The following is a 25,409-nucleotide window of genomic DNA, read 5'->3' as shown; positions in this document are numbered from 1 at the left end:
CGGTAGCGGCGCGATTTATCGCGCGTACTTGCGTTCATGCCGCTGCAGAAAGATGCGCAATAAATTGCGCCGCTACGGATCGTGCGGCGTTTTATCTCTTCAACCCGGCCCGCTCACCGAATGTCGTCTCACCAGCGTGGGGCTAAACATATTGGTCACTTCCGGCAATGCCGTGCCGTTGGCTAATGCCAGCGCCAGCTGCGCTGCCTGCTGCGCCATGGTGACAATCGGATAGCGCACCGTGGTCAAACGTGGGCGCACATAGCGTGATACCAGCACATCATCGAAACCAATCAACGACATCTCTTCCGGCACGCGCACGCCGTTGTCACTCAGTACCGCTAACGCGCCTGCCGCCATCGAATCGTTGTAGCAGGCCACGGCGGTAAATTGTTTACCGCGACCTAACAACTCGGTCATTGCCTGCTCACCGCCGACTTCATCCGGTTCTCCCCAGGCCACTAAACGATCGTTAGACGGCAAACCATGCTCTTTCAGTGCATCGTAATAGCCTTGCAGACGATCTTCAGAGTCCGAAATCGGGTGGGTGGAGCAGATAAAAGCGATCTGTGAGTGGCCTTGCTGAATCAGATGGCGTGTCGCCAGCCAGGCACCGTAACGGTCATCCAACGCGATACAGCGCGATTCAAAGCCTTTCAATAAACGGTTCAGCAGCACCATGCCCGGCACCTGCTTCATCAGCACTTCTAAATCTGCATCAGGGATTTTCTTGGCGTGCACCACTAAGGCATCACAGCGGTGACGCATCAGCTGCTCAATCGCCTGGCGCTCTTTTTGCTCGTTGTGGTAACCGTTACCAATCAGCAGGAAGTTGCCGGTGGCACCCGCCACTTCATCGACCGCTTTCACCATCGCGCCAAAAAAGGGATCGGAAACGTCACCCACCACTAACCCTAAGGTTTCGGTGGATTGCTGCGCCAGGGCGCGTGCGTTGGCGTTCGGGTGATACTGCAACTGCTCCATTGCCTGGGTCACGGCGAGGCGTGAACTCTCGCTGGCTTTGGGCGAATTATTGATGACGCGGGAAACGGTCGCGACCGACACCCCCGCCATGCGGGCAACATCCTTAATGGTAGCCATGCGGTTACTTGCATCCGGGAAAACGTTTACACATGCCACCAGTGTTACGGAAAACAGTACCTGTAGCAACCCGCGAGAATGCCAGCGCTGTCGCAAAAGCGCGGAAATTAAGGGGATTCAGCCAGGCTTTAGCCCGCAAGCACCCTCATGTTATGCTGCCACTATTATTCACACCTGCCTGCCGGACCCAAAACCATGAAATCACGCGTGCCGCACCTGGCGCACTGGGGCGCTTTTACTGCTGTCACCGAAAACGATCGCCTCATTGGCTGCGAACCTTTCTTTGCCGATGCCGATCCTTCGCCGATGCTCAATACCATCCCAGAGCTGGTCTATTCGGATAAACGTATTCGCCAGCCGATGGTGCGCCGTTCGTGGCTGAAATCGCGTGAAAACAGTGACCGTACCCTGCGCGGGCGGGAAGACTTTGTGGCGGTGGATTGGGACACCGCGCTGGATCTGGTGGCAGAAGAGAACCGTCGCGTGCGCGATCGCTATGGTGCATCCGGTATTTTCAACGGCTCTTACGGCTGGTCTTCCGCCGGGCGCGTTAACCACGCCCGTACCCTGATTCGTCGTTTCTATTTCCAGGGCGGCGGTGGGGTTGACCAGCAGGGCAACTACAGCTGGGGGGCCGCGCAGTTCTTCCTGCCCTATGTGATCGGCACATACATGCCGCTCACCGGCCGCGTGACAGACTGGCCTGACGTGGTGGAACATGCCGAGATCTTTATCGCCTTTGGTGGACTGGCGCTGAAAAATGCCCAGGTCGCGTCCGGCGGGGCAGGGCAACACAGCCTGAAACCGGCGCTGGAACAGCTGACCGCCAAGGGTACGCCGATTATCAACATCAGCCCGATGCGCGATGACTGCCCAGCCTTCGTTAATGCAGAGTGGATCCCGATTCGGCCTAACACCGACGTGGCGCTGATGCTGGCGCTCGGTTTCGAGATCACCCGTCGCCAGGCGGTGGATGAAAGCTTCCTTGCCAGCCACTGCACCGGTTGGCCACAGCTGCGTGCCTACTTACTTGGCGAAAGCGATGGCATCGCCAAAACCCCGGAATGGGCCAGCGATATCACCGGCATTCCGGCAGCACGTATTGCGTTGCTGGCGCAGCAGCTGATCGGTAAACGCAGCTTCATTACTTGCTCCTATTCAGTACAGCGCGCCCACCGTGGCGAGCAGCCGTACTGGATGATGATTGCGCTCTCCTCGATGCTCGGTCAGCCGGGTTTGCCAGGCGGCGGTTTCTCCTTTGGTCACGGCTCGATGAACAGCGTCGGCAATCCGCGTCAGGAAGGGCCGGCGCCAATGATGAGCACCGGACCCAATCCGGGCAATCACTCGATTCCGGTGGCGCGTATCAGCGACATGCTGCTCAATCCGGGACAGCCTTACTGCTTCCAGGGTGAGACCTTGCACTATCCGGATATCCATCTGGTGCACTGGGCGGGCGGCAATCCATTCCATCATCATCAGCAGCTCAACCGCTTAGTCGAAGGCTGGCAGCGCCCGGATACCGTCATCGTGCAGGATATCGTCTGGACGCCAGCGGCGCAGATGGCCGATATCGTGCTGCCCGCCACCACCACGCTGGAGCGCAACGATATTGGCGGTTCATCGCGTGACCGCTTCGTGTTTGCCATGCATCAGGCGGTCAAACCTCAGCATCAGGCGCGAAATGACTTCGACATCTTTGCCGATATCGCCGATCGCCTCGGCTATCGCGATGTCTTCACCGAAGGGCGCAATGAGATGCAGTGGATTGAGCACCTGTATCAGCAGTGTGCCGTGGCGCATGCGCGCAAAGACATCCACTTCCCGGAGTTTGGTGAGTTTTGGCAGCGTGGCTTTGTCGAGATCCCGGAAGGCGGCAAGCCCTACGTGTTTATGGACGATTTCCGCGCTAACCCGACTCAACACCCGATTCAAACCGCCAGCGGCAAAATTGAGCTGTTCTGCCAGACCATTGCCGACTATCAGCTGGATGATTTTGCCGGGCATCCCGAGTGGCGTGAGCCGCAGGAGTGGCTAGGCGCGCCCTTGAGTGAGAAATTCCCGCTGCATATGATCTCCATCCAGCCGTCGGATCGCCTGCACAGCCAGATGGATGCCACCGCCACGGTGCAGGCCAATAAAACCGCCGGACGCGAAACGTTGTATATGCATCCGCAGGATGCGCGTGCGCGGGATATTGCTGATGGTGATGAGATTGAAGTCACCAATACACGAGGACGCATGCTGGCAGGCGTTCGTATTACCGACGGCTTAACCCCAGGCGTGGTGATCATCGCCACCGGTGCCTGGTTCGATCCCGGCTTTGGCCAAGCGTGGCAGCCATGGGATCGCGCAGGCAACCCGAATGTGCTGACGCTGGACATCGGCACCTCGTCATTGACGCAGGGACCTAACGCCATGAGTTGCCTGGTGCAAATCAAAAAACATTTGATGTGAATGGTGCGCTAACAATCTCACTGCTGGTTACATTTTGCGGGTAACTGTTGCGTTTGAGAGATGGTCTCCTCATCAGCCACCTTGCTAAAGTCAGGGTCCCAGAGGTATTGATGGGTGAACATCAAAAAGTTTTCTTGATTACACCGACCTGCGCAGATGCGCAGGTTTTTTTTGCCCGCACGTTTCGCTAACGAACTGAAACACAGTTTTCCTGTTATCACTCTCAAGCTTTCTTTATAACTGCAGATAACAAGCTTAGATTCACCCTTTATCGCAGCGGAATGCTATGCCCCCGATTAAAAAATTTCTGGGAAAAGACCAGATTAAAGCCCCATTTAACCCTTTTCGCTTTCGCCTGATTTGTCTGGGTGTCCTTGGCTGCATGGTGCTGCTGCTGATTTTCGTCGGTGACCTGCAACTGATTAAACATCCGATGCTGGAGCATGAAGCCGACCAGCGCTCGCTGCGTACTGTCACGCTGCCGACGAACCGCGGTACCTTACTGGACCGTGATGGTCAGGCGCTGGCGCTGAGCGTACCCGCGCGCGATATCATTGCCGATCCGATGCGTGTGTTAGAAGCCAATCCTGATTTCACCAGCGCCAAATGGGCCTATCTGGCGGCCGCACTCAGCATGCGACCGGAAGAGATCCGTGCACAAATCACCGCCAACCCGAAAAAGCGCTTCCTCTATCTGGGGCGCAAGATTGAGCTGGGTATTGCCAAAGACATCGCTGAACTGCACCTGAAAGGGATCAGCTCGGTGTATAACGACAGTCGCTTCTACCCGATGAGTGAAGCGGCAGCGCCGTTAATCGGTATCGTGGGTGCGGACAGCAATGGTCTGAACGGACTGGAAAAAGGCTTTGATCACGTGTTGCAGGGGGAGCCAGGCAAAGAGGTTTATCGTCAGGATGGCGATGGAAATATCATTTCGATGATCGACTACGACCCGCCTAAGCAGCCGCCCACTGTGCAGCTGAGTATCGATAAATTTGACCAGTTCACGCTCTATAGCAAACTGCGCGATGGTGTGCTGTTGAACAAAGCTGACTCGGGTGCGGCGGTGTTGATCAAAATCGATACCGGAGAAATTTTAGGGATGGCGTCATACCCGTCGTTCAACCCTAACAACTACGAAAACGCCACGCCTGCGCAGATGCGCAACACGGCGATCAATGACAGCTATGAACCCGGATCAACGGTGAAACCGCTGGTGGTGCTGGAGGGACTGGAGCGTCATTTGATTCGCCCGGACTCGGTGTTGGATACCTCGCCTTATACGGTCAACGGCCACTTGATTCGTGACGTGGGCCACTGGCCGCGCCTCACAGTGACCGGCATCCTGCAGAAATCGAGTGATACCGGAGCGTCCCATATTGCGTTAGCGATGCCCGCTGATGCGCTGGTCAACACCTATCAGGCATTTGGTTTGGGTAAACCCACTGGATTAGGGCTGACTGGCGAAAGCGTGGGCTATTTCCCGGCGCATCGTCAGCGCTGGGCCGATATCGAACGCGCAACCTTTGCCTTTGGCTACGGATTGCGTGTTACGCCGCTGCAAATCGCACGTGAGTACGCCACGCTGGGCAGTTATGGCATCTATCGTCCGCTCTCGATTACCAAAGTGACGCCACCGGTGGTGGGCACGCAGGTGGCGAATCCGGTAACGGCGGAAATTGTTGTTCACATGATGGAGAGTGACGTGCTGCCCGGCGGTTCAGGATTGCGTGCTAACGTGCCGGGCTATCGTCTGGCGACCAAAACCGGTACCGCTGAAAAGATGGGGCCGAGTGGCAAATATGATGGCGGCTATGTCAACTACACCGCAGGCGTGGCTCCCGCCAGCCATCCGGAAGTAGCGCTGGTGGTGATCGTGAACCATCCCACTGCGGGTGACCACTTCGGGGGAACCGTGGCGGCACCGATTTTCGGCAATATCATGGGGCCGGTGCTGAAGCACATGAACATCGCACCTGATGCGATTTACAACAAGCCACCTTCGGATAAATCTTAGTAAAATCAGGATGTAACTGCACAGTTGTGCTTTTCACACCTCGTTGCATTTCGCCGAACTCGGTTGCGATTTGCGGCTGTTCTCTTTCACTGCTTTCGGCGACGATGAAAGTCCCAGAGGTATTGATGGGTGTGATGAGCGGCTGCTGCGGCAGCGATACCTGTCTTCAGGTATTCACCCTGTTCTGTTGCACCGACCCACGCAGATGCGTGGGTTTTTTTTGCCGAAAATTTACCAGTAAGCGCACTCGCTCACACCTCTTGTCTGAGTCTTAACACTTCCCCAGCAACATAAAAATATCTCGCCGTGTAACCTATATTCAACGCACCGCGATGCCGCATTCCATTTCGGTTCGCCAGCCCTGGGCCGTGTTGGTAGCACGGTGCTGGGGCGTATTAATTTGTTATTCGTTGAGGACATCAGTGATGCCAAAAACCAAAGACTGCACCCCGAAAGGGGAAGGCCGCTCCTCGGCGTTTCAGTTACGTATTCATCCTGAGTTGCACGAGCAACTGCGCGAAGTCACCGAAGATGACAACATCACCCTGTCATGCTGGCTGAAAGATCTGGCCCGGCGGGAATTGCGCCGTAGAGGGATTGAGCCGAAAGGTTAGTGGCGAGATTTATCACTTGAATGTAGCGGCGCGATTTATCGCGCGTTGTTCACCCAAGAGACGCGCCATTCATTGCGCCGCTACCCTTCCGCAATCATCATCAAAAAACCGCAAAAAGCTAAATTCCACAGCCATTTAAGGCACGAAAGGTTTACCATTTTCCTTTGGAAAATATATTTTACGCAACCTTAACAACCCCGCTCGCTTCCGCTCCCTACAATGCCATTTTGAGTCATTACATTCGTGACTATTTCCCTCCTATCGTTAGAGAAAAACTATGCGCCTGAAACTTCTTTCTGCCAGCGTGGTGTTTTTACTGGCAGCCTGCGACCAGGGCGGAGCTAAGCCCGCTGCAACGGCCACTCCCCAAGTGGGGGTGATCACCCTGAAATCTGAGCCTGTCACCTTAGTCACCCAGTTACCTGGCCGTACCACCGCCGTGCGAACCGCACAGGTGCGTCCTCAGGTCAGTGGCGTCATCCAAAAAATTCTTTTCACTGAAGGTGGAGAAGTGAAAGAGGGGCAGCCGCTGTATCAAATCGATCCGGCCACCTACAAAGCCACCTACGACAAAGCGATGGCAACCTGGCAAAACGATGCCATGGTAGCGAAGCGCTACCAACCCTTGGCGGCTGCCCATGCGATCAGTCAGCAAACCTACGATGATGCGGTAGCGGCAGAGCGCGAAGCCAAGGCCGATGTCGAAACCGCCAAAGTGAACCTCGACTACACGCTGGTGAAAGCGCCGATTTCGGGCCATATCAGCCGTTCGATTTACACCGCCGGTGCGCTGGTAACCAGTGGGCAGAGTGACTACCTTGCCACCATCACCCAGCTCAACCCGATGTATGTGGATGTCAGTGAGTCGGCTACCGATCTGTTGCGTATGCGCCGGGCGCTGGCGGAAGGCAAGATTGCCAAAGTGGATGACAACACCGCTGCGGTTCGTCTGTCGCTGGAAGATAACAGCCAATACGATCAGCAGGGCAAACTGGCGTTCTCCGAAGTGAACGTCGATACCACCACCGGCACTGTCGTGCTGCGTGCCGTGTTCCCGAATCCACAAAACGAATTGCTGCCGGGCATGTACGTTCACGCCAGCTTCCCACAGGGCATCCAGCAGCAGGGCATTTTACTGCCGCCGGAATCGCTGATGCATGACAGCAAAGGCCAGCCCTATGTCTACGTGGTGAAAAGCGATAACACCATCGACCAGCGCACCATCCAGACCGGTGAAATGGTCAAGGGTGAATGGCTGGTGACGGGCGGCCTGAAGGAAGGTGAAAATGTGGTGGTGAACAACTTACAGGGTGTGCGTAGCGGAGTGAAAGTCACCACTACCGCCGCGAACACCAATGACACCCCGCCAGCCAATGCCGTTAGTCTCTCGATGACTGACGCTGCGGCACAATAAGGGGGCGTCATGTCTAAGTTTTTCATTGAACGCCCAATATTCGCGTGGGTCATCGCGATTATTGTGATGCTGGTGGGGGCTATTGCGGCCATCAGCCTGCCCGTTAATCAGTATCCCAATATCTCTCCGCCAGCGGTGTCGATCTCCGTGACCTATCCAGGCGCGAGCGCTGAAACCACGCAAAATACCGTGGTGCAGGTCATCGAGCAGCAGTTAAACGGTCTGGATGGCCTGCGTTATCTGGAGTCGAGCAGTGCCTCGGACGGCAGTGCGCAGATCATTGCCACCTTTAACCAGGGGATTAACCCGGATATCGCGCAGGTGCAGGTGCAGGACCGCGTTTCACTGGCGGAATCACAGTTGCCCAGCACGGTAACCGATCAGGGTATCCGTATCCGTAAATACCAGAAAAACTTCATGATGGTTATCGGGCTGATCTCCAAAGATGGCAAGCTAACCAACGGCGATTTGGCCGACATGCTGGTATCAAAACTGGAAGACCCGATTTCGCGTACGCCTGGCGTTGGTGACTTCATGGTGCTCGGCTCGGAATACGCCATGCGTATCTGGCTCGATCCGGCCAAGTTGTATAAATACAACCTGATGCCGAGCGATGTCTCGACGGCGATTGATAATCAGAACGTGCAGGTCTCCTCCGGTTCACTCGGCGGTTTGCCAACCATTCAGGGCGCGAAAAGCCAGGCGACGATTCTCGGTAAAACCCGTTTCACCACGGTGAAACAGTTCGAGAACGTGCTGTTGAAGGTCAATACCGATGGTTCACAGGTGCGTCTGAAAGATGTCGCCAGCGTAGCGCTCGGGCCGCAGACCTACGGCATTGATGCCACCATGAACGGCAAACCGGCTGCGGGTATCGCCTTGCGTCTCGCCACCGGGGCGAATGAACTGGATACCGCGAAAGCGGTGCGCCAGACCATTGCCGATCTGAAAGATGCCCTGCCGGATAACGTTGAAATTCAGTATCCGTACGACACTTCTCCGGTGGTCAGTGCTTCGATTGAAGAAGTGGTGAAAACGCTGATCGAAGCGGTCATCCTGGTGTTCTTCGTGATGCTGATCTTCCTGCAGAACCTGCGTGCCACGCTGATCACCACTCTGGTGGTGCCGGTGGTACTGCTCGGTACCTTTGGCGTGCTGGCGGCATTCGGCTACAGCATCAACACCCTGACGATGTTCGGGATGGTGCTGGCGATAGGCTTGCTGGTGGATGATGCCATCGTGGTGGTGGAAAACGTCGAGCGTGTGATGCATGAAGAGCATCTCGACCCGAAAACTGCCACCATCAAATCGATGCAGCAGATTCAGGGCGCGCTCTTTGGTATTGCGCTGGTGCTGTCAGCGGTGCTGCTGCCGATGGCGTTCTTCTCCGGCTCTACCGGGGTGATCTACCGCCAGTTCTCTATCACCATTGTGTCGGCGATGGCGCTGTCGGTGATCATGGCCTTGATCTTCACCCCTGCGCTCTGCGCCACATTGCTGAAAGCCAGCTCGGCCGAGCATAAAACCACTGGCTTTGCGGGCTGGTTTAACCGCAAGTTTGATAGCGGCGCGATGCACTACACGCGCGGCGTCAGCAAGGTGATTTCCCGTCGCGGCCTGTTCCTGGTGATCTACCTGGTGATCGTCGGCGTGACGGGCTTTTTGTTCACCCGCGTACCCACCACCTTCCTGCCGGGCGAGGATCAGGGGCTAATGATGGTGCAGATGACGCTGCCGGTGAACTCTTCATCCCAGCGTACTCAGCAGGTGATCAACGACCTGAATGATTATCTGCAGAAGAACGAAGCCTCCGTGGTCACCACCACCTTTGGTGTGGCGGGCTTTAACTTTGCCGGTCGCGGTCAAAGTAACGCCATGGCCTTTGTGCGTCTGAAAGACTGGAGCGACCGTACCCACAGCGGGCAAAGCGTGCAGGATTTGGCAAATCGGGTGATGGCGCACTTTGCCAACTATAAGAACGCCAAAATCTTCGCCATGGTGCCGCCTGCGGTGATGGAGTTGGGTAACGCCACCGGTTTCGATCTCTATCTGCAGGATACCGGCGCGCATACCCATCAGCAGATGATGGATGCCACCCACCAGCTGGTGGATCTGGCCAACAAAGATCCGCATCTGACACAGGTGCGCATGAATGGTCTGGAAGATGAACCGCAGTATCAACTGGAAATTAATGACGAGCGCGCCAGTGCGCTTGGCCTCAGTATGACCGACATCAACAACACGCTCTCCGTGGCATGGGGATCGAGTTATATCGATCAGTTCATGTACGGCGGCCGTGTGAAAGAGGTCTATCTGATGGGTAAAGCGGACTCACGCGTGACACCATCCGATCTCAATAAATGGTACTTCCGCAATAGCAGCGGCACCATGGTGCCATTCTCAGCCTTTGCCTCAGGCAAATGGGTGTATGGCTCGCCGCACTTTGAACGCTTTAACGGCTTAACCTCGGAAGAGATCCTTGGATCCCCTGCACCTGGCCAGAGTACCGGCGAAGCGATGAAGGCGGTTGAGCAGTTAGCGAAACAGCTGCCAAAAGGCTTCCGCGTGCAGTGGTACGGCATCTCTTATGAGGAGCAGGCCTCCGGTAACCAGACCACCCAGCTGTACATCATTTCGATTCTGGTGGTGTTCCTGTGTCTGGCGGCGCTTTACGAGAGCTGGTCGATTCCGTTCTCGGTGATCATGGTGGTGCCGCTGGGCATCCTCGGCACCATCAGTGCGGTGCTGCTGCGTGGTTTGCAGAACGATGTGTTCTTCCAGGTGGGGCTGCTCACCACGGTGGGGCTGGCGGCGAAAAACGCCATCCTGATCGTCGAGTTCGCCAAAGAGCTGCACGAACGTGAAGGTAAAACGCTGGTCGAAGCGGCGGTGGAAGCGGCCAGGCTGCGTATCCGTCCGATTATCATGACCTCGATGGCGTTTATTCTCGGCGTGTTGCCGCTGACTATTTCCAACGGGGCAGGGGCGGGTAGCCAGCACTCGATTGGTACGGCGGTAGCGGGCGGGATGATCACCGCGACCTTCCTCGCCATCTTCTTTGTACCCATGTTCTATGTGGTGGTGTCGCAGTTCTTCTCCCGTAAGAAAAAAGCATCCGTAGAGGTGACAACTCATGAATCTTAATTCTTTCCGAATGGCGCTGTTACCGCTGGCGATGATGCTGGCGGGTTGTACGCTGGCTCCGCACTACCAGCGTCCGGCTATGCCAGCCGAAACCGTGGGGCACTACGATCAGCCCACGGCGGTGGGCAACGTGGCCGATTTGCCGTGGCAGAACTTCTTCACCGATGCCACGCTGCGTAACCTGATTCAGCTGTCACTCGACAACAACCGCGACCTGCGCGTCGCGGCGTTGAATGTGCAGGAAGCACAACAGAGCGTCACGGTGCAGCGCGCCGCCTTGATGCCATCGATCGATGCCACGGCGAGCCAGACCTCGGCGCATGAACCTGGCAACCTCTACAACACCAAAACCACGGGTCCGGTGACCTATCATGAGCTGAATGCTGGGCTTGGGGTGACATCCTGGGAGCTGGACTTCTTCGGCCGTCTACAAAGCTTGCGCGATCAGGCGCAAGAGCAGTATCTCTCCACCGCCGCCACCGAGCGCGCCACGCGCATCACGCTGATCTCCGAGGTGGCGACGGCCTGGTTGACGCTGGGCTCTGATAACGATCTGCTGCATTTGGCGCAAAACACCGCCAAAAGTCAGCAGGAGTCGTATCGCCTGACGAAACTCAGTTACGACGGCGGGGCCAGCAGCGATCAGGATCTGGCGCAAGCAGAAAGCACGGTACGCGCCGCACAAGCAGACGTCGCCAGCTATACGCGCCAGGTGCGTCAGGATGTGGATGCGCTGCGCCTGTTGGTGGGCACCGATTTGCCACCGACGCTGTTGTCGCACGCCACGCTGGATGCCAACTGGCAGTTCCCGGCCACGCCGGCTGGATTACCGTCGGATTTGTTAACGCGTCGTCCTGACATTATGGCGGCTGAACACACGCTGAAAGCGGCGAATGCCAACATTGGCGCTGCGCGCGCAGCGTTCTTCCCAAGCATCACGCTCACCGCATCGGGAGGATCGACCAGCAGCTCACTCGGTAATTTACTCAGTGGCGGCACCGGTGCCTGGTCATTCGTACCATCGATAAATCTGCCGATTTTTGACGGCGGCAAAAACGAGGCTAACCTCAATATCGCGCATATTGAGAAACGCATTGAAATTGCTGATTACGAGAAGGCGATCCAGACTGCGTTTAAAGAGGTGAATGATGCGCTGGCCGGGCAGGATACCTGGCAGGATCAGATGACGGCGCTGCAACAGGAAGTCGGCGCGAATCAGCGTGATTACGACTATTCCGAATTGCGCTTTAAGCAAGGCGTAGACAATTATCTCAATGTATTAGTGGCCCAACGATCGCTTTACAGTTCGCAACAGTCGCTGATTAGCGCGCATCTGGGCCAGTTGAGCCAGAAAATCACCTTGTATAAAGCACTGGGGGGCGGCTGGAAAGCCTGAGAGTCTTAACATTACCCTTACGGTTTCTCCATGGAAATTCCATGGCACTTCAGTCGATAATACAAGCAGTGATGATTTTCCTTTGAAATAATCCCCTGACTTAACAGGGGATTTTCCTTTTTCCTGTTTATCTGAAGAGTCCGATGACAATTAACTCCCCTCGCAAATCGCGTTTCCGCTGGCTTAAATGGCTGCTTATTTTGATTGTGCTTTTGATTGTCGCGGGCGTGATCTGGCGTGTGGTAGGCGGGCGAGGGGGCATGCCACCGGGAGGCATGCCGCCAGGCGGTGCGCCGGGTGGTAAACATGGTGGCCATCGCGGCGGTGCCGGTGGGCCGCCGGGCATGGCAATGATGATGGGCGGCGCAACCCTGGTGCACAGTGGTGTGGCCAGCACTGCCGATGTGCCGGTCTATCTCAACGCGCTCGGCACGGTGATCCCCAATGCCAGCGTCACCGTCACCAGCCGCGTGGCCGGTCAGCTGGAGAAAGTGTTCTTTACTGAAGGCCAGAAGGTTGCCGCTGGACAACTGCTGGCGCAGATCGATCCGCGTAGCTATCAGGCCACGCTGGCGCAGTATCAGGGCGATCTCAATCAAAATCAGGCGCTGCTGAAAAGCGCGGAACTGACGCTGGCGCGCTACAAAAAGCTGGCAGCACAGGACTCCTTGTCACGTCAGGATCTCGACACCCAAACCGCCACCGTCGGCCAGTACAAAGGGGCCGTGGCGGCGGACCAGGCGCAGGTCGCCAGCGCTAAGCTGGATATCGAATACGCACGTATCACTTCTCCAGTCAGCGGTCGCGTCGGTCTGCGTCTGGTCGATCCGGGCAATATGGTGCAAACCACCGATACCACCGGCATTGTGGTGGTGACTCAGATGCAGCCTGCCGCCGTGACCTTTAGCGTGCCGCAAAGCAATATCCCTCAGCTGACTAAAGCCCTGCACAACGGTCAGAGTCTGCCCGCTGTCGCCTTTGACCAAGACAACAGCACTCAACTGGCAGAGGGAGCGGTGCAGTTTATCAGCAACCAAATTGATACCAGCACCGGCACCATTGAGCTGAAAGCGTCATTCCCTAACGAGGATGAGTCGCTGTTTGCTAACCAGTTCGTCAACCTGCGCCTGCAAACCAACGTGCTGAAAAATGCCACGGTGATCCCGGCTCAGGCGCTGCAACTCAGCAGCGATGGCAGCTTTGTGTTTGTGATTGGCAAAGACAACACCGTGACACGCAAAGCGGTCACCACCGGCCCTGCGTTTGGCGAAGACCAGCAGGCGATTCTTAAAGGCGTAGAGCCGGGCGATCGTCTGGTGACTGAGGGCATCGATCGTCTGACCAACGGCAGTAAAGTCTCTCTGGCCGATGACAGCAAAACTGCCACAGCGGCCAAAAAATGAATCCGTCTCGTCTCTTTATTCAGCGTCCCGTTGCCACCATTCTGCTGATGGTTGGCGTGCTGATCTCCGGGATCTTTGCCTACAAATTCCTCTCCACCTCGGCACTGCCGCAGGTGGACTATCCAACCATTCAGGTCACCACGCTCTATCCCGGTGCCAGTCCCGATGTGATGGCGTCTTCCGTCACCTCACCACTGGAGCGCCAACTCGGCCAGATGGCCGGGTTAAGCCAGATGACCTCCACCAGTTCGGGTGGCTCGTCGATCATCACCCTCAAGTTCAGCCTCGATTTGTCGCTGGACGTTGCCGAGCAGGAAGTGCAGGCGGCGATCAACGCGGCCAATAACCTGCTGCCGAGTGACTTGCCGAACCCGCCGACCTACAAGAAGGTCAATCCGGCGGACACGGCAGTGATCACGCTGGCGGCCAGCTCTGACAATCTGCCGCTGACGCAGGTGCAGGATCTGGTCAATACCCGCGTGGCGCTCAAGCTGTCGCAAATTAACGGCGTAGGCATGGTGACGCTGGCGGGTGGGCATCAACCGGCGATTCGTGTGCAGATGGACCCCAAAGCGCTGGCAGCACACAACCTGACGCTGGAAGACGTCAATACGTTGATCAGCAACAGCAACGTCAACGGCTCGAAAGGTGGCTTTGATGGTAAATACCATTCGGTCACCATTGATGCCAACGATCAGCTGCGCACCGCCGACGAGTACGGCAATCTGATCATCACTTATCAGAACGGTGCCGCACTGCGCCTGAAAGATATCGCGCATATCGAACAGGGCCCGGAAAACACCTTCCAGTCTGCATGGGCGAACAACAGCCCGGCGATTGTCATCAGCGTACAGCGTCAGCCTGGTGCCAACGTGATTCAGGTGGTGGATGGCATCAAAGCGCAACTGCCAACCTTGCAGGCGGCACTGCCCGATGGCGTGAAGATGACGATTTTGTCGGACCGCACCCAAACCATTCGCGCCTCGATCAGTGACGTGCAGTTTGAGCTGATGCTGTCGGTGGCGCTGGTGGTGATGGTGACCTTCCTGTTCCTGCGTAACGTGGCGGCGACGCTAATCCCCAGCGTGGCGGTGCCGCTGTCGCTGATTGGAACTTTCGGCGTGATGTATCTGGCCGATTTCAGCCTGAATAACCTGTCACTGATGGCCCTGACCATCGCCACCGGCTTTGTTATCGACGATGCCATCGTGGTGGTGGAAAACATCTCACGGCGGCTGGAGGAGGGCGAAACGCCGATGCAGGCGGCGCTGAAAGGCTCGCAGCAGATTGGCTTTACTATCATCTCGCTGACGTTCTCGCTGATTGCCGTACTGATCCCGCTGCTGTTTATGGGCGATGTGGTGGGGCGCTTATTCCGCGAGTTTGCCATTACCCTGGCGGTATCGATTTTGGTGTCGATGGTGGTGTCACTGACGCTGACGCCGATGCTGTGTGCCTATTTGTTGCAGCACATCCCGGAAGAGAAGCAGTCACGCTTCTCACGTAAAGGCGGGGAGGTGTTCGATAAGCTGGTGCGCGGTTACGATCGCCTGCTCACGGTGGTGTTGAACCACCAAAAGCTGACGCTGCTGGTAGCGCTGGCGACCTTTGCACTGACGGCGCTGCTGTATATCGCTATCCCGAAGGGCTTCTTCCCGACACAGGACACCGGCCTGATTCAGGGCGTGACCGTGGCGTCACAGGATGTCTCGTTCAGCGAGATGTCAAAGCGCCAGCAAGCGCTGGCAAAAGTGATTTTGCAGAACCCGTCGGTGGACAGCTTGTCCTCAACCATTGGTATCGACGGTAGTAATACCAGCCTCAACAGCGGGCGCATCCAGATCAACCTTAAGTCGTTTGATGAGCGTGATGATAAAGCCGATGTGGTGATCAAGCAGCTACAGCAGGCGGCAGAGCAGGTGGCAGGCATTCAGCTTTATCTGCAACCGGCACAGGATTTGACGGTGAACGATCAGGTCACCCCGAGCCAGTATCAGTTCACCCTCGATGATGCCGACAGTGAAAATCTGGTGAGCTGGACGCCGAAGATGATCTCCGCACTGCAGAAGCGCCCGGAGTTTAACGGTGTGGTCAGCAACCTGCAGGATCAGGGCCGCGTGGCCTATGTGGAACTCAATCGCGACAAAGCCGCACGCTACGGCATTACGGCATCAGACGTGGATACCGCGCTGTATAACAGCTTCGGTCAGCGTCTGGTCTCCACCATCTTCACCCAGGCTAACCAGTATCGCGTGGTGCTGGAAGTGGCACCACAGTATCAGCAGTCACCGGCTTCGTTTGATGATGTGTATTTGCCAGTGACCAGCAGTTCATCAACCAGCAGCACCACCAGCAGTTCGTCGAGCAGCAGCTCATCCTCTTCATCGGATAGCAGTACCACGTCGGACACCACCACAACGGGCATGGTGAAACTCACCTCGATCGCCACCATCCACGAACGCACCGGATCGCTGATGCATATGCGCCTGAACCAGTTCCCGGCGGTGATGGTGTCGTTCAATCTCAACAAGGGTTATTCGCTGGAAGATGGGCAGAAAGCCATTGCCGAGGTGACGCAGCAGCTCAATTTGCCATCCAGCATTACGCTGCGCTACCAAGGGGAAACCTCGGCGTTCCAGAGCGCGACGGGCAACACCCTGTGGCTGATTCTGGCGGCGTTGATCACCATGTATGTGGTGTTGGGCATCCTGTATGAGAGCTTTATTCATCCGGTGACGATTCTTTCCACGCTGCCTTCAGCGGCGGTGGGGGCGCTGCTCACGCTGTTGCTGGCGGGTAGCGAATTCAGCCTGATTGCGTTAATCGGGGTGATTCTGCTAATCGGTATCGTGAAAAAGAACGCGATTATGATGATCGACTTCGCGCTGGAGGCCGAAAACAAACAGGGCATGAGCGCGCGTGATGCGATTCATCAGGCCTGTTTACTGCGTTTCCGTCCGATTCTGATGACCACCATGGCGGCATTATTAGGTGCGCTGCCATTGATGCTGGCGTCGGGTTCCGGTGCCGAGTTGCGTCAGCCGCTGGGCCTGGTGATTGTCGGCGGGCTGATTGTCAGCCAGGTGCTGACGCTGTTCTCTACGCCGGTGATCTACCTGTGGTTTGATGGTATTGCGCAGCGTGGCAAGCGTTATATGCAACGCAAGCAGCAGCAGGTGCGAGACGAGCAATGAATTTAACCCGGTTGTTTATCTTCCGCCCGGTCGCCACGCTGCTGCTGACACTGGCGATCATGCTGCTCGGCGCATTGGGCTATCGGCTGCTGCCGGTGGCGCCGCTGCCGCAGGTGGATTTCCCCACCATCATGGTCAGCGCCAGTTTAGCGGGTGCCAGCCCGGAAACCATGGCGGCCACGGTCGCCACCCCGCTGGAACGTTCGCTGGGGCAGATTGCCGGCGTCACGGAGATGACCTCAAGCAGTTCGCAGGGCTCCACCACGGTGATTTTGCAGTTTGACCTCGACCGCGATATTAATGGCGCGGCGCGCGATGTGCAGGCGGCGATCAATGCCGCACGCAGCCTGCTGCCGAGTTCGATGGAATCACTGCCGACCTACCGCAAAGCCAACCCGTCCGATGCGCCGATTGTGATGCTGGCGCTGACGTCGGCCACGCGCACGCCGGGTGAACTCTACGACCTCGCCGAAAGTAAAATCGAGCAGGCGATGGGGCAGGTCAAAGGCGTGGGTGAAGTGTCGCTGATGGGCAGTGCCTTGCCAGCGGTGCGCATCGATCTGCAACCGCTCAAGCTGACGCAATACGGTATTTCACTGGATACAGTGCGCGAAGCGATTGCCAACAGCACCACCAACAAACCCAAGGGCATTCTGCAAGGCAGCAGTCAGTCATGGGTGGTGGACAGCAATGGTCAGTTAGACAAAGCGGCACAGTATCAGAACCTAATCGTCAGCTATAAAGATGGCAAAGCGGTGCGTTTGCATGATGTCGCCACCGTCTACGACTCAGTCGAGGATCAGTATCAGGCGGGCTTCCTGAACTCAATGCCGTCGGTGATGGTGGGGATTAAGCGCCAGGCCGGTGCCAATATGCTCGACACCATTGATGCCATCAAAGCGCAGTTACCGGCGCTGGAGAAGGATCTGCCGGCCGATACCCAACTGAAAGTGGTGGTGGACCGCTCGCCCACGGTACGTGAATCCCTTTACGACACCGAAGAAACCTTGCTGATTGCCATGCTGCTGGTGATTGCCGTGGTGTTCGTGTTCCTGCGCAACGTGCAGGCGGTGGTGATCCCGGCGCTGGCGTTGCCGGTGTCGTTGATTGGTACCTGCGCCTTTATGTATCTGCTGGGCTACAGCCTCGATAACCTGTCATTGATGGCGCTGATCATTGCCACTGGCTTTGTGGTGGATGACGCCATCGTGGTGCTGGAGAACATTACTCGCCATATCGAAGAGGGCTTGAGTCCACTGCGCGCGGCGCTGAAGGGGGCGCAGGAGGTGAGTTTCACCGTGCTCTCGATGACCATGTCATTAGTGGCGGTGTTTATTCCGATCCTGCTGATGGGCAGTATTGTTGGGCGGTTGTTCCGCGAATTTGCCGTGACGCTGACCATCTCGCTGCTGATCTCGATGTTCGTCTCGCTGAGTTTGACGCCGATGCTGTGCGCACGTCTGCTGAAGCCCAAACCGAAAGTCAGTAAACGCCCGCATCCGCTGTATCAGTTTATTGAAAACCAGTTGAACGCCTTACTGGCGGCCTATTCGCGCGGTCTGGCGTGGGTGATGGCACACCAGAAGATCACCATGTTCAGCCTGGTGCTGACCGTGTTGCTCAATCTGTTCCTGTTCTCTGTGGTGCAGAAAGGTTTCTTCCCCAACCAGGATACCGGGCTACTGATGGGCGCTCTGCGTGCCGATCAGAATATCTCGTTCCAGGCGATGAAACCGAAGATGCTGGAGTTTACCAAAATCATCCAGTCCGATCCGGCGGTCGAGAGTGTGATGTCGTCGATGGGCAGCGGTATGTTTGGCTCGCGCAACAGCGCCAACTTCTTTGTGCGCCTGAAAGATTTCAGCGACCGTGATGCCACCGCCACCGAAGTGGCTAACCGCCTGAGTATGAAGACCAGTCATATTGCCGGTGCGCAGATGTTCCTGATGGCCGCGCAAGATTTGCATATCGGTGGACGCAGCGCCAACGCCACCTATCAATACAGCTTGCAGGCGGACGATCTGGATGTGCTGCGTGAGTGGACGCCTAAAGTGCAGGCGGCGCTGGCGGCGATCCCACAGCTCAACAGCGTGGATTCCGACTCACAAACCGGTGGGCAGGAAGTGGTGATCAATATCGATCGCGACCGCGCCAAACGTCTGGGGGTGAATGTGCAGATGCTGGATACCATGCTCAACAACGCCTTTAGCCAGCGTCAGGTGGCCACGCTCTACCACACGCTGAATCAGTATCACGTGGTGATGTCACTACAGAGCAGCTACACGCGCGATCCGGAGATACTCAAAGAGCTTTACGTGATCAATGACAGCGGCGATCGCGTGCCGCTCTCCGCGTTTGCCAGCTTTGTGGGCGGTAATGCACCGCTGTCGGTGGCGCATCAGGGCCAGTCGGCGACCAGCACGGTGGCGTTTAACCTCAACGATGGCGTGTCACTGGAGCAGGCGCAGGCACTGATCAAACAGGCGATGGCGCAACTCGGTCTGCCGTCCACCATTCAGGCTGGCTTCGCGGGTACGGCGGCGGCCTTCGCCCAGCTCACCGCCACCATGCCTTGGCTGATTCTGGCGGCGCTGGCAGCGGTGTATATCGTGCTGGGCGTGCTATATGAGAGCTATATCCACCCGATTACCATTCTCTCGACGCTGCCGTCGGCGGGGGTGGGCGCACTGCTGCTGCTGTTGCTCACCAACACCCAACTGACGGTGATCGCGCTGATTGGCATTATTCTGCTGATCGGTATCGTGAAGAAGAACGCCATCATGATGATCGACTTTGCGATCCACGCTGAGCGCACTAAAGGCATGTCGCCGCAGCAGGCGATCACTCAGGCCTGTTTAATGCGCTTCCGCCCGATCATGATGACCACGCTGGCCGCTTTTTTTGGTGCCTTGCCATTGGCGTTGGGCAGCGGCGGCGATGCCGATTTACGCAGCCCGCTCGGGCTGGCGATTGCCGGCGGTTTGGCGTTGAGCCAGCTGCTGACGCTGTTTACTACGCCAGTGGTTTATCTCTGGCTTGATCGTTTAAGCCGTGCCACCAAACGTCAGTGGCAGCGGATGCGCCATGTGGAATCCTGATAGATGAAAATGTCTCTAAAATTGACGCCAATCGTGATGGCGCTGCTGTTGGCGGGTTGTGCTGTTGGCCCTGATTATCAACGCCCCACGATGGCGATGCCAACCCACTTTAAAGAGGCCAAAGGCTGGCAGCAGGCCACGCCGCAGGATGCGCAAAGCAAGGGGGAATGGTGGCTGGTGTATCACGACGATACCCTTAGCAGTCTGCTGAGCCAGGTGAGCATCTCCAACCAAAACGTGGCCAGCTATGCGGCACAGTACCGTGAAGCCCAGGCGCTGACGTCGCAGTCACGCGCCGCGCTGTTCCCTTCGGTGAGTTACGATGCCAGCAGCACACGCAGCGGCAGCCGTTCCAGCGCCACCGGGCAGCGCAGCGTCAGCAACGCGCACGCCGCCGATCTCAGCGCCAGCTGGGAACTGGATTTGTGGGGCAAGCTGCGCCGTACGCTGGAAGAGAACAAAGCCAGTGCTCAGGCGAGTAAGGCCGAGCTGGCGAACATTACGCTCAGCGCTCAATCTGAGCTGGCGCAGGACTACTTCCAGCTGCGTATTCTCGACGAAAAAATTGCCTTGTATCAGCGCAGCATCGACGCCTACCAGCGTTATCTGACGGTGATTCAGAATAAGTATTCAGCGGGCAGTGAATCACGTGCCACGCTGGCACAGGCGCAGATGCAGTTGGAGAGCGCGCGTGCCACGGCGCAGGATTACCAATGGCAGCGCGCGCAGTCGGAGCACGCCATTGCGCTGCTGCTGGGGCGTGCGCCTGCTGATTTCTCCCTGCCGGTGGCGAAGCTGAATGCCACGCTGCCTGCGATTCCTAACAGCCTGCCTTCGGCACTGCTGCAGCGTCGGCCTGATATTGCCTATGCCGAGCGTAACGTTGCGGCCGCCAATGCTGCTGTCGGCGTGGCGATTGCCGGTTACTACCCGGACCTGACGTTAAGTGCCAGCGGCGGTGTCAGTTCGTCGGCGATCAACAGCCTGTTCTCGCTGCCGAATCGCGTCTGGTCGTTGGGGCCAGAACTGAGTGGCACGCTGCTGGACTTCGGGGCTACTTCCGCCAAGGTGGAGCAGGCGCGCGCCGCCTATGACGCCAGCGTAGCGGATTACCGCCAGTCGGTGCTCACCGCGATGGGCGAAGTGGAAGATTATCTGGTGCAGCTGAATACGCTGCAGGGCGAGATCGCGTCACAGCAGTTAGCCACCACCGCCGCGCAAGAGTCGGCGCGGGTCACGCGCAATCAGTATGATGCCGGGATGATTGATTATCTCGACGTCGCGACCACCGAAAACAGCAGCCTGACCGAGCAGCAGAGCCTGTTATCGTTGCAGAGCACGCAGTGGGTGAGCAGCGTGGAGCTGATTGCCGCGCTGGGCGGCGGCTGGCAGGGGTAATTTTTTTAGAACGGCGTAATCATTCGGCAGGTCGCTATCAATGGCGTCATGCTTGTCTGTTAAGGACTGACGATAACGCCATCAATGGCGTCATGCTTGTCTGTTAAGGACTGACGATAACGCCATCAATGGCGTCATGCTTGTCTGCTAAGCGACCGACTATAACGCCGTCTGGGGCCGCACCGGGGCCGGCGGTCCTCGCGCCGCTACGCGGTACCTTCACTTCACTCGTCTGCCTTACGGACCGGTGCCGATGGAACATCCATGTTCCAGCGCCACCTTTCGCCCGCGTCCTGCGGGCTCTCCTGGCATACTCACTCCGTTCAGCGCTGCGGATGCCTGCCCCGGTGCGGCCCCAGACGGCTCATTAGCTTCAGTGCGTGTTGTTAAAAAGGGCACATTGCCTGAGGCCATGACGCCTCTGCTGCCCCCTTAGGGTTATCCGCAGCGCTGAGACTTTTACGTTGGGCCAGGAGCCCCACGCGGGGAGGCGTGGGGCAGTTCGCGGCCGACCATGGATGGTCATCCGCGAACGGTCCGTCCGGCACGACGTGGAAGTCGAAGGTACCGCTTTAGCGGCGCGAGGACGGCCCAGAGGGGGCAGTAGTGGCGGCAGAGCCCGCACTGAAAAGACAGGCCACTTATTAATAAGCAGCCTGAGTGCTTAACTGACGAGCATGGCGGCATAAATGGCGGCTCTACAAAGCCCTGGGGAGCGCATTGATGCGCACCTGAATTCATCACGATAAATCACCGCGCTACTTGTCGAAAATCGCCAGATCCTGCAAGGTAAGAGCCATTTTTTACCGCTGCTAAGGAGTTGGCATGCTATTCACTGTTCTGCGTTTCCTCTTCCGCCTGTTATGGCGGGTAGAACTGCGTGGCGATCTCACCGCTCTGCATAAAGAAAAAGTGCTGATCACCCCCAACCACATGTCATTCCTGGATGGCGTGCTGGTGGCCCTGTTCCTGCCGATCAAACCGGTGTTCGCCGTCTATTCGTCGATCAGCGATCAGTGGTTTATGCGCCTCCTCAAGCCGATCATCGATTTTGTGCCCCTCGATCCCACCAAACCGATGTCGATCAAACATCTGGTGCGCATGATCAACGAAGGCCGTCCGGTGGTAATCTTCCCGGAAGGGCGTATCACCGTCACCGGCTCACTGATGAAAATCTACAGCGGTGCGGGCTTTGTGGCGGCGAAATCCGGCGCCACCGTGGTGCCGATGCGCATTGAGGGCGCGGAATACACTCCGTTTGGTCGCCTGGCGGGCGTGTTCAAGCGTCGCCTGTTCCCGCGCATCACCTTAAGCGTATTGCCCGCCACCATTATCCCGATGCCTGAAGCCAAACGCGCGCGCGATCGTCGCCAGCTGGCGGGTGAGCATTTACATCATGTGATGATGGAAGCGCGTATGGCGGTGCGTCCTCGTGAAACACTGTTTGAGGCGTTTCTCAATGCACGTCAGCGCTATGGCCTGACCAAGTCGTGCATCGAAGACATCAATTTCAAGCCGGACAGCTACACCGGACTGCTGAAAAAGTCGCTGGGTGTGGGGCGTATACTTGAGCGTTACAGCCAGCAGGGCGAATATGTTGGCTTGCTGCTGCCGAATGCCACCGTGACAGCGGCGGCGATTCTGGGTGCCTCGCTGCGCGGACGCATTCCGGCGATGCTCAACTACACCGCAGGCGTGAACGGCATGCGTGCAGCGCTGACCGCTTCACAGGTGAAAACCGTCTTCACCTCACGTCAGTTCCTCGAAAAGGGCAACTTGTGGCATCTGCCGCAGGGGCTCACGGAAGTGCAGTGGATCTACCTGGAAGACCTGAAAGACACCGTCACCCTCAAAGACAAGCTGTGGATTGTGGCGCACCTGCTGATGCCACGCCGTGCGCAGGTCCCGCAGCAGCCGGAAGACGCCGCGATGGTGCTGTTCACCTCGGGATCGGAAGGCAATCCTAAAGGCGTGGTGCACTCGCATAAAAGCCTGCTGGCCAACGTTGAACAGATCCGTACCGTGGCGGACTTCACCCCGCGTGACCGCTTTATGTCGGCGTTGCCGCTGTTCCATGCCTTTGGCCTGACGGTTGGCCTGTTCACGCCGCTGCTGACCGGCGCACAGGTGTTTCTCTATCCGAGTCCGCTGCATTACCGCATCGTGCCGGAGCTGGTGTATGACCGTAACTGCACCGTGCTGTTTGGTACCTCGACCTTCCTCGGCAACTATGCGCGCTTTGCCAACCCGTATGATTTTGCGCGACTGCGCTACGTGGTGGCGGGAGCTGAAAAGCTGCAGGAAGGCACGCGCCAGATCTATATGGAGAAGTACGGCATTCGCATCCTTGAAGGTTATGGCGTCACCGAGTGCGCACCCGTGGTGGCAATCAACGTACCGATGGCGGCGAAAACGCACACCGTGGGGCGAATCCTGCCGGGTATGGATTCGCGCCTGATTTCGGTGCCGGGCATTGAGCAGGGCGGTCGCCTGCAACTGCGCGGGCCAAACGTGATGAACGGCTACCTACGCGTCGAGAATCCGGGCGTGCTGGAGAAGCCAGTGGCGGATAACGGCGAAGGCGAGATGGAGCCGGGTTGGTACGATACCGGCGATATCGTCAGCTTCGATGAGGGCGGTTTCTGCCAGATTCAGGGCCGAGCTAAGCGCTTTGCTAAAATCGCCGGTGAGATGGTGTCACTGGAGAGCGTCGAGCAGATTGCCCTGAAAGCCTCCGGCGACAAACAGCATGCAGCTTCGTTGCGTCCGGACGGTCATCGCGGTGAAGCCTTGGTGCTGTTTACTACTGACACCGAGTTGAGCCGCGATCGGCTGCTCAAAGCCGCACGTGACATTGGCGCGCCAGAACTCGCGGTGCCGCGTGACATCCGCTTTATGAAACAGCTGCCGCAGCTCGGCAGTGGCAAACCAGACTACGTCAGCCTGAAACAGCTGGCCGGAGAGGAACAGGCATGAGCCAGGCAGTTAACCCGGATTCACCTTTGCTGTCACGCAACATGATGGCGGTGATTGTGGCACAGTTTTTCTCGGCCTTTGGCGACAATGCGCTGCTGTTTGCCACCCTGGCGGTACTGAAAAGCCAGCTCTATCCCGACTGGAGCCAGCCAATATTACAGATGATGTTTGTGGCCACTTACATCGTGCTCGCGCCTTTTGTCGGCCAGATGGCAGACAGCTTTGCCAAAGGGCGGGTGATGATGTTCGCCAACAGCTTAAAGCTGCTGGGGGCACTGATTATCTGTTTTGGGTTTAACCCGTTCCTCGGCTACACGCTGGTGGGCATCGGCGCGGCGTCCTATTCGCCAGCCAAATACGGCATCCTGACCGAGATCACCAGCGGTGAGCGACTGGTCAAGGCCAATGGGCTGATGGAGTCATCGACCATTGCGGCCATCCTGCTCGGTTCAGTGGCGGGCGGGATTCTCGCTGACTGGAATCTGCTGGCGGCACTGATTGTGTGTGCACTCACTTACGCGCTGGCGGTTGTGGCGAATATCTTTATTCCTAAGCTGCTGGCGGCGCGACCCGGGCAAAGCTGGCACTTCGCTGCGATGCTGCGCAGCTTCGCGGATTCGGGTTTGCTGCTGTGGCGCAACGGAGAAACACGTTTCTCGCTGCTCGGCACCAGTATGTTCTGGGGGGCAGGGGTAACGCTGCGTTTTCTGCTGGTGCTGTGGGTGCCGGTGGCGCTCGGCATCACCGACAATAAAACGCCGACAACCCTCAATGCCATGGTGGCGATTGGTATCGTGATCGGGGCGGCCGCAGCGGCAAAACTGGTCACGCTGCAGACCGTGCGCCGCTGTATGCCCGCAGGGATATTGATCGGCGTGATGGTGGTGGTGTTCTCACTGCAAGCCAGCCTGCTCAACGCCTACCTGGTGCTGATGGTGATTGGTGCGCTGGGCGGTTTCTTCGTGGTGCCACTCAATGCATTGCTGCAGGAGCGCGGCAAAGATTCTGTCGGCGCGGGAAATGCCATAGCGGTGCAGAATTTCGGTGAAAACATCGCGATGTTGGTGATGCTGGGACTGTATACCATCGCCATTAAGCTGGGCACGCCAGCCGTGGCAACCGGTGTCGGTTTCGGCGCGATTTTTGCGGTGGCAATTGCGCTGCTGTGGTGGAAATCGCGGCGTTAACCGGTGCGGA

Annotated in this window: 13 protein-coding genes; 12 read left to right on the top strand and 1 reads right to left on the bottom strand. The window is 57.4% G+C overall.

What is annotated here, in order from left to right; translation table 11 throughout:
* Positions 1-99: 99 nt before the first annotated feature.
* Complete coding sequence (galR, locus tag PSSD_RS05650) at positions 100-1,101, bottom strand: HTH-type transcriptional regulator GalR (RefSeq protein ID WP_058969899.1); 1,002 nt, start codon at positions 1,099-1,101, stop codon at positions 100-102.
* 195 nt (positions 1,102-1,296) lie between these two features.
* Between galR and PSSD_RS05645 the strand changes: the two genes are divergently transcribed.
* The 12 genes from PSSD_RS05645 to lplT all read left to right on the top strand — a co-directional run bounded on the left by PSSD_RS05645 (position 1,297) and on the right by lplT (position 25,399).
* Positions 1,297-3,558 (top strand): molybdopterin-dependent oxidoreductase, encoded by a 2,262-nt coding sequence (locus tag PSSD_RS05645; protein ID WP_058969898.1) that lies wholly within the window; start codon positions 1,297-1,299, stop codon positions 3,556-3,558.
* A 286-nt stretch (positions 3,559-3,844) separates the two neighbouring features.
* Positions 3,845-5,575 (top strand): penicillin-binding transpeptidase domain-containing protein, encoded by a 1,731-nt coding sequence (locus PSSD_RS05640; protein ID WP_058969897.1) that lies wholly within the window; start codon positions 3,845-3,847, stop codon positions 5,573-5,575.
* A gap of 425 nt (positions 5,576-6,000) precedes the next feature.
* The gene (locus PSSD_RS05635; protein ID WP_039329033.1) at positions 6,001-6,189 is read left to right on the top strand and encodes a hypothetical protein; all 189 of its coding nucleotides are present in this window, start codon (positions 6,001-6,003) and stop codon (positions 6,187-6,189) included.
* Between the two features lie 277 nt (positions 6,190-6,466).
* Entirely contained in the window at positions 6,467-7,603 is a 1,137-nt protein-coding gene (locus PSSD_RS05630; RefSeq protein ID WP_039329035.1) for an efflux RND transporter periplasmic adaptor subunit, read from the top strand.
* A 9-nt stretch (positions 7,604-7,612) separates the two neighbouring features.
* Positions 7,613-10,747, top strand: a complete 3,135-nt coding sequence (locus PSSD_RS05625) for an efflux RND transporter permease subunit (RefSeq protein WP_058969896.1) — start codon at positions 7,613-7,615, stop codon at positions 10,745-10,747.
* Positions 10,737-12,143, top strand: coding sequence for an efflux transporter outer membrane subunit (locus PSSD_RS05620; protein ID WP_039329039.1), 1,407 nt, complete (start codon positions 10,737-10,739; stop codon positions 12,141-12,143). The genes PSSD_RS05625 and PSSD_RS05620 overlap by 11 nt, the downstream gene beginning before the upstream one ends.
* Before the next feature lie 143 nt (positions 12,144-12,286).
* Positions 12,287-13,546 (top strand): MdtA/MuxA family multidrug efflux RND transporter periplasmic adaptor subunit, encoded by a 1,260-nt coding sequence (locus PSSD_RS05615; RefSeq protein ID WP_058969895.1) that lies wholly within the window; start codon positions 12,287-12,289, stop codon positions 13,544-13,546.
* Positions 13,543-16,740 carry an efflux RND transporter permease subunit gene (locus tag PSSD_RS05610; RefSeq protein ID WP_058969894.1) on the top strand — a complete coding sequence of 1,066 codons (3,198 nt, stop codon included), beginning with the start codon at positions 13,543-13,545 and terminating at the stop codon, positions 16,738-16,740. Before PSSD_RS05615 ends, PSSD_RS05610 begins: the two co-directional genes overlap by 4 nt.
* The gene (locus PSSD_RS05605; RefSeq protein ID WP_058969893.1) at positions 16,737-19,838 is read left to right on the top strand and encodes an efflux RND transporter permease subunit; all 3,102 of its coding nucleotides are present in this window, start codon (positions 16,737-16,739) and stop codon (positions 19,836-19,838) included. Before PSSD_RS05610 ends, PSSD_RS05605 begins: the two co-directional genes overlap by 4 nt.
* Positions 19,839-19,841: 3 nt before the next feature.
* The gene (locus PSSD_RS05600) at positions 19,842-21,236 is read left to right on the top strand and encodes an efflux transporter outer membrane subunit (RefSeq protein ID WP_039329046.1); all 1,395 of its coding nucleotides are present in this window, start codon (positions 19,842-19,844) and stop codon (positions 21,234-21,236) included.
* An 825-nt stretch (positions 21,237-22,061) separates the two neighbouring features.
* Positions 22,062-24,212, top strand: a complete 2,151-nt coding sequence (gene aas / locus PSSD_RS05595) for a bifunctional acyl-ACP--phospholipid O-acyltransferase/long-chain-fatty-acid--ACP ligase (protein WP_058969892.1) — start codon at positions 22,062-22,064, stop codon at positions 24,210-24,212.
* The gene (lplT, locus tag PSSD_RS05590; RefSeq protein WP_058969891.1) at positions 24,209-25,399 is read left to right on the top strand and encodes a lysophospholipid transporter LplT; all 1,191 of its coding nucleotides are present in this window, start codon (positions 24,209-24,211) and stop codon (positions 25,397-25,399) included. The genes aas and lplT overlap by 4 nt, the downstream gene beginning before the upstream one ends.
* Positions 25,400-25,409 lie beyond the last annotated feature (10 nt).

Origin of the sequence: Type-D symbiont of Plautia stali (assembly GCF_001485335.1) — a bacterium.
Classification (GTDB): Bacteria; Pseudomonadota; Gammaproteobacteria; order Enterobacterales; family Enterobacteriaceae; genus Pantoea; species Pantoea vagans_C.
Note: the sequence above shows the minus strand (reverse complement) of the source record. Positions and strands in the feature narration are given on the sequence as shown.

Excerpts from the sequence above, each read along its gene's own strand:
- galR (WP_058969899.1), bottom strand. The coding sequence starts at position 1,101 with ATGGCTACCATTAAGGATGTTGCCCGCATGGCGGGGGTGTCGGTCGCG.
- PSSD_RS05645 (WP_058969898.1), top strand. The coding sequence starts at position 1,297 with ATGAAATCACGCGTGCCGCACCTGGCGCACTGGGGCGCTTTTACTGCT.
- PSSD_RS05640 (WP_058969897.1), top strand. The coding sequence starts at position 3,845 with ATGCCCCCGATTAAAAAATTTCTGGGAAAAGACCAGATTAAAGCCCCA.
- PSSD_RS05635 (WP_039329033.1), top strand. The coding sequence starts at position 6,001 with ATGCCAAAAACCAAAGACTGCACCCCGAAAGGGGAAGGCCGCTCCTCG.
- PSSD_RS05630 (WP_039329035.1), top strand. The coding sequence starts at position 6,467 with ATGCGCCTGAAACTTCTTTCTGCCAGCGTGGTGTTTTTACTGGCAGCC.
- PSSD_RS05625 (WP_058969896.1), top strand. The coding sequence starts at position 7,613 with ATGTCTAAGTTTTTCATTGAACGCCCAATATTCGCGTGGGTCATCGCG.
- PSSD_RS05620 (WP_039329039.1), top strand. The coding sequence starts at position 10,737 with ATGAATCTTAATTCTTTCCGAATGGCGCTGTTACCGCTGGCGATGATG.
- PSSD_RS05615 (WP_058969895.1), top strand. The coding sequence starts at position 12,287 with ATGACAATTAACTCCCCTCGCAAATCGCGTTTCCGCTGGCTTAAATGG.
- PSSD_RS05610 (WP_058969894.1), top strand. The coding sequence starts at position 13,543 with ATGAATCCGTCTCGTCTCTTTATTCAGCGTCCCGTTGCCACCATTCTG.
- PSSD_RS05605 (WP_058969893.1), top strand. The coding sequence starts at position 16,737 with ATGAATTTAACCCGGTTGTTTATCTTCCGCCCGGTCGCCACGCTGCTG.
- PSSD_RS05600 (WP_039329046.1), top strand. The coding sequence starts at position 19,842 with ATGAAAATGTCTCTAAAATTGACGCCAATCGTGATGGCGCTGCTGTTG.
- aas (WP_058969892.1), top strand. The coding sequence starts at position 22,062 with ATGCTATTCACTGTTCTGCGTTTCCTCTTCCGCCTGTTATGGCGGGTA.
- lplT (WP_058969891.1), top strand. The coding sequence starts at position 24,209 with ATGAGCCAGGCAGTTAACCCGGATTCACCTTTGCTGTCACGCAACATG.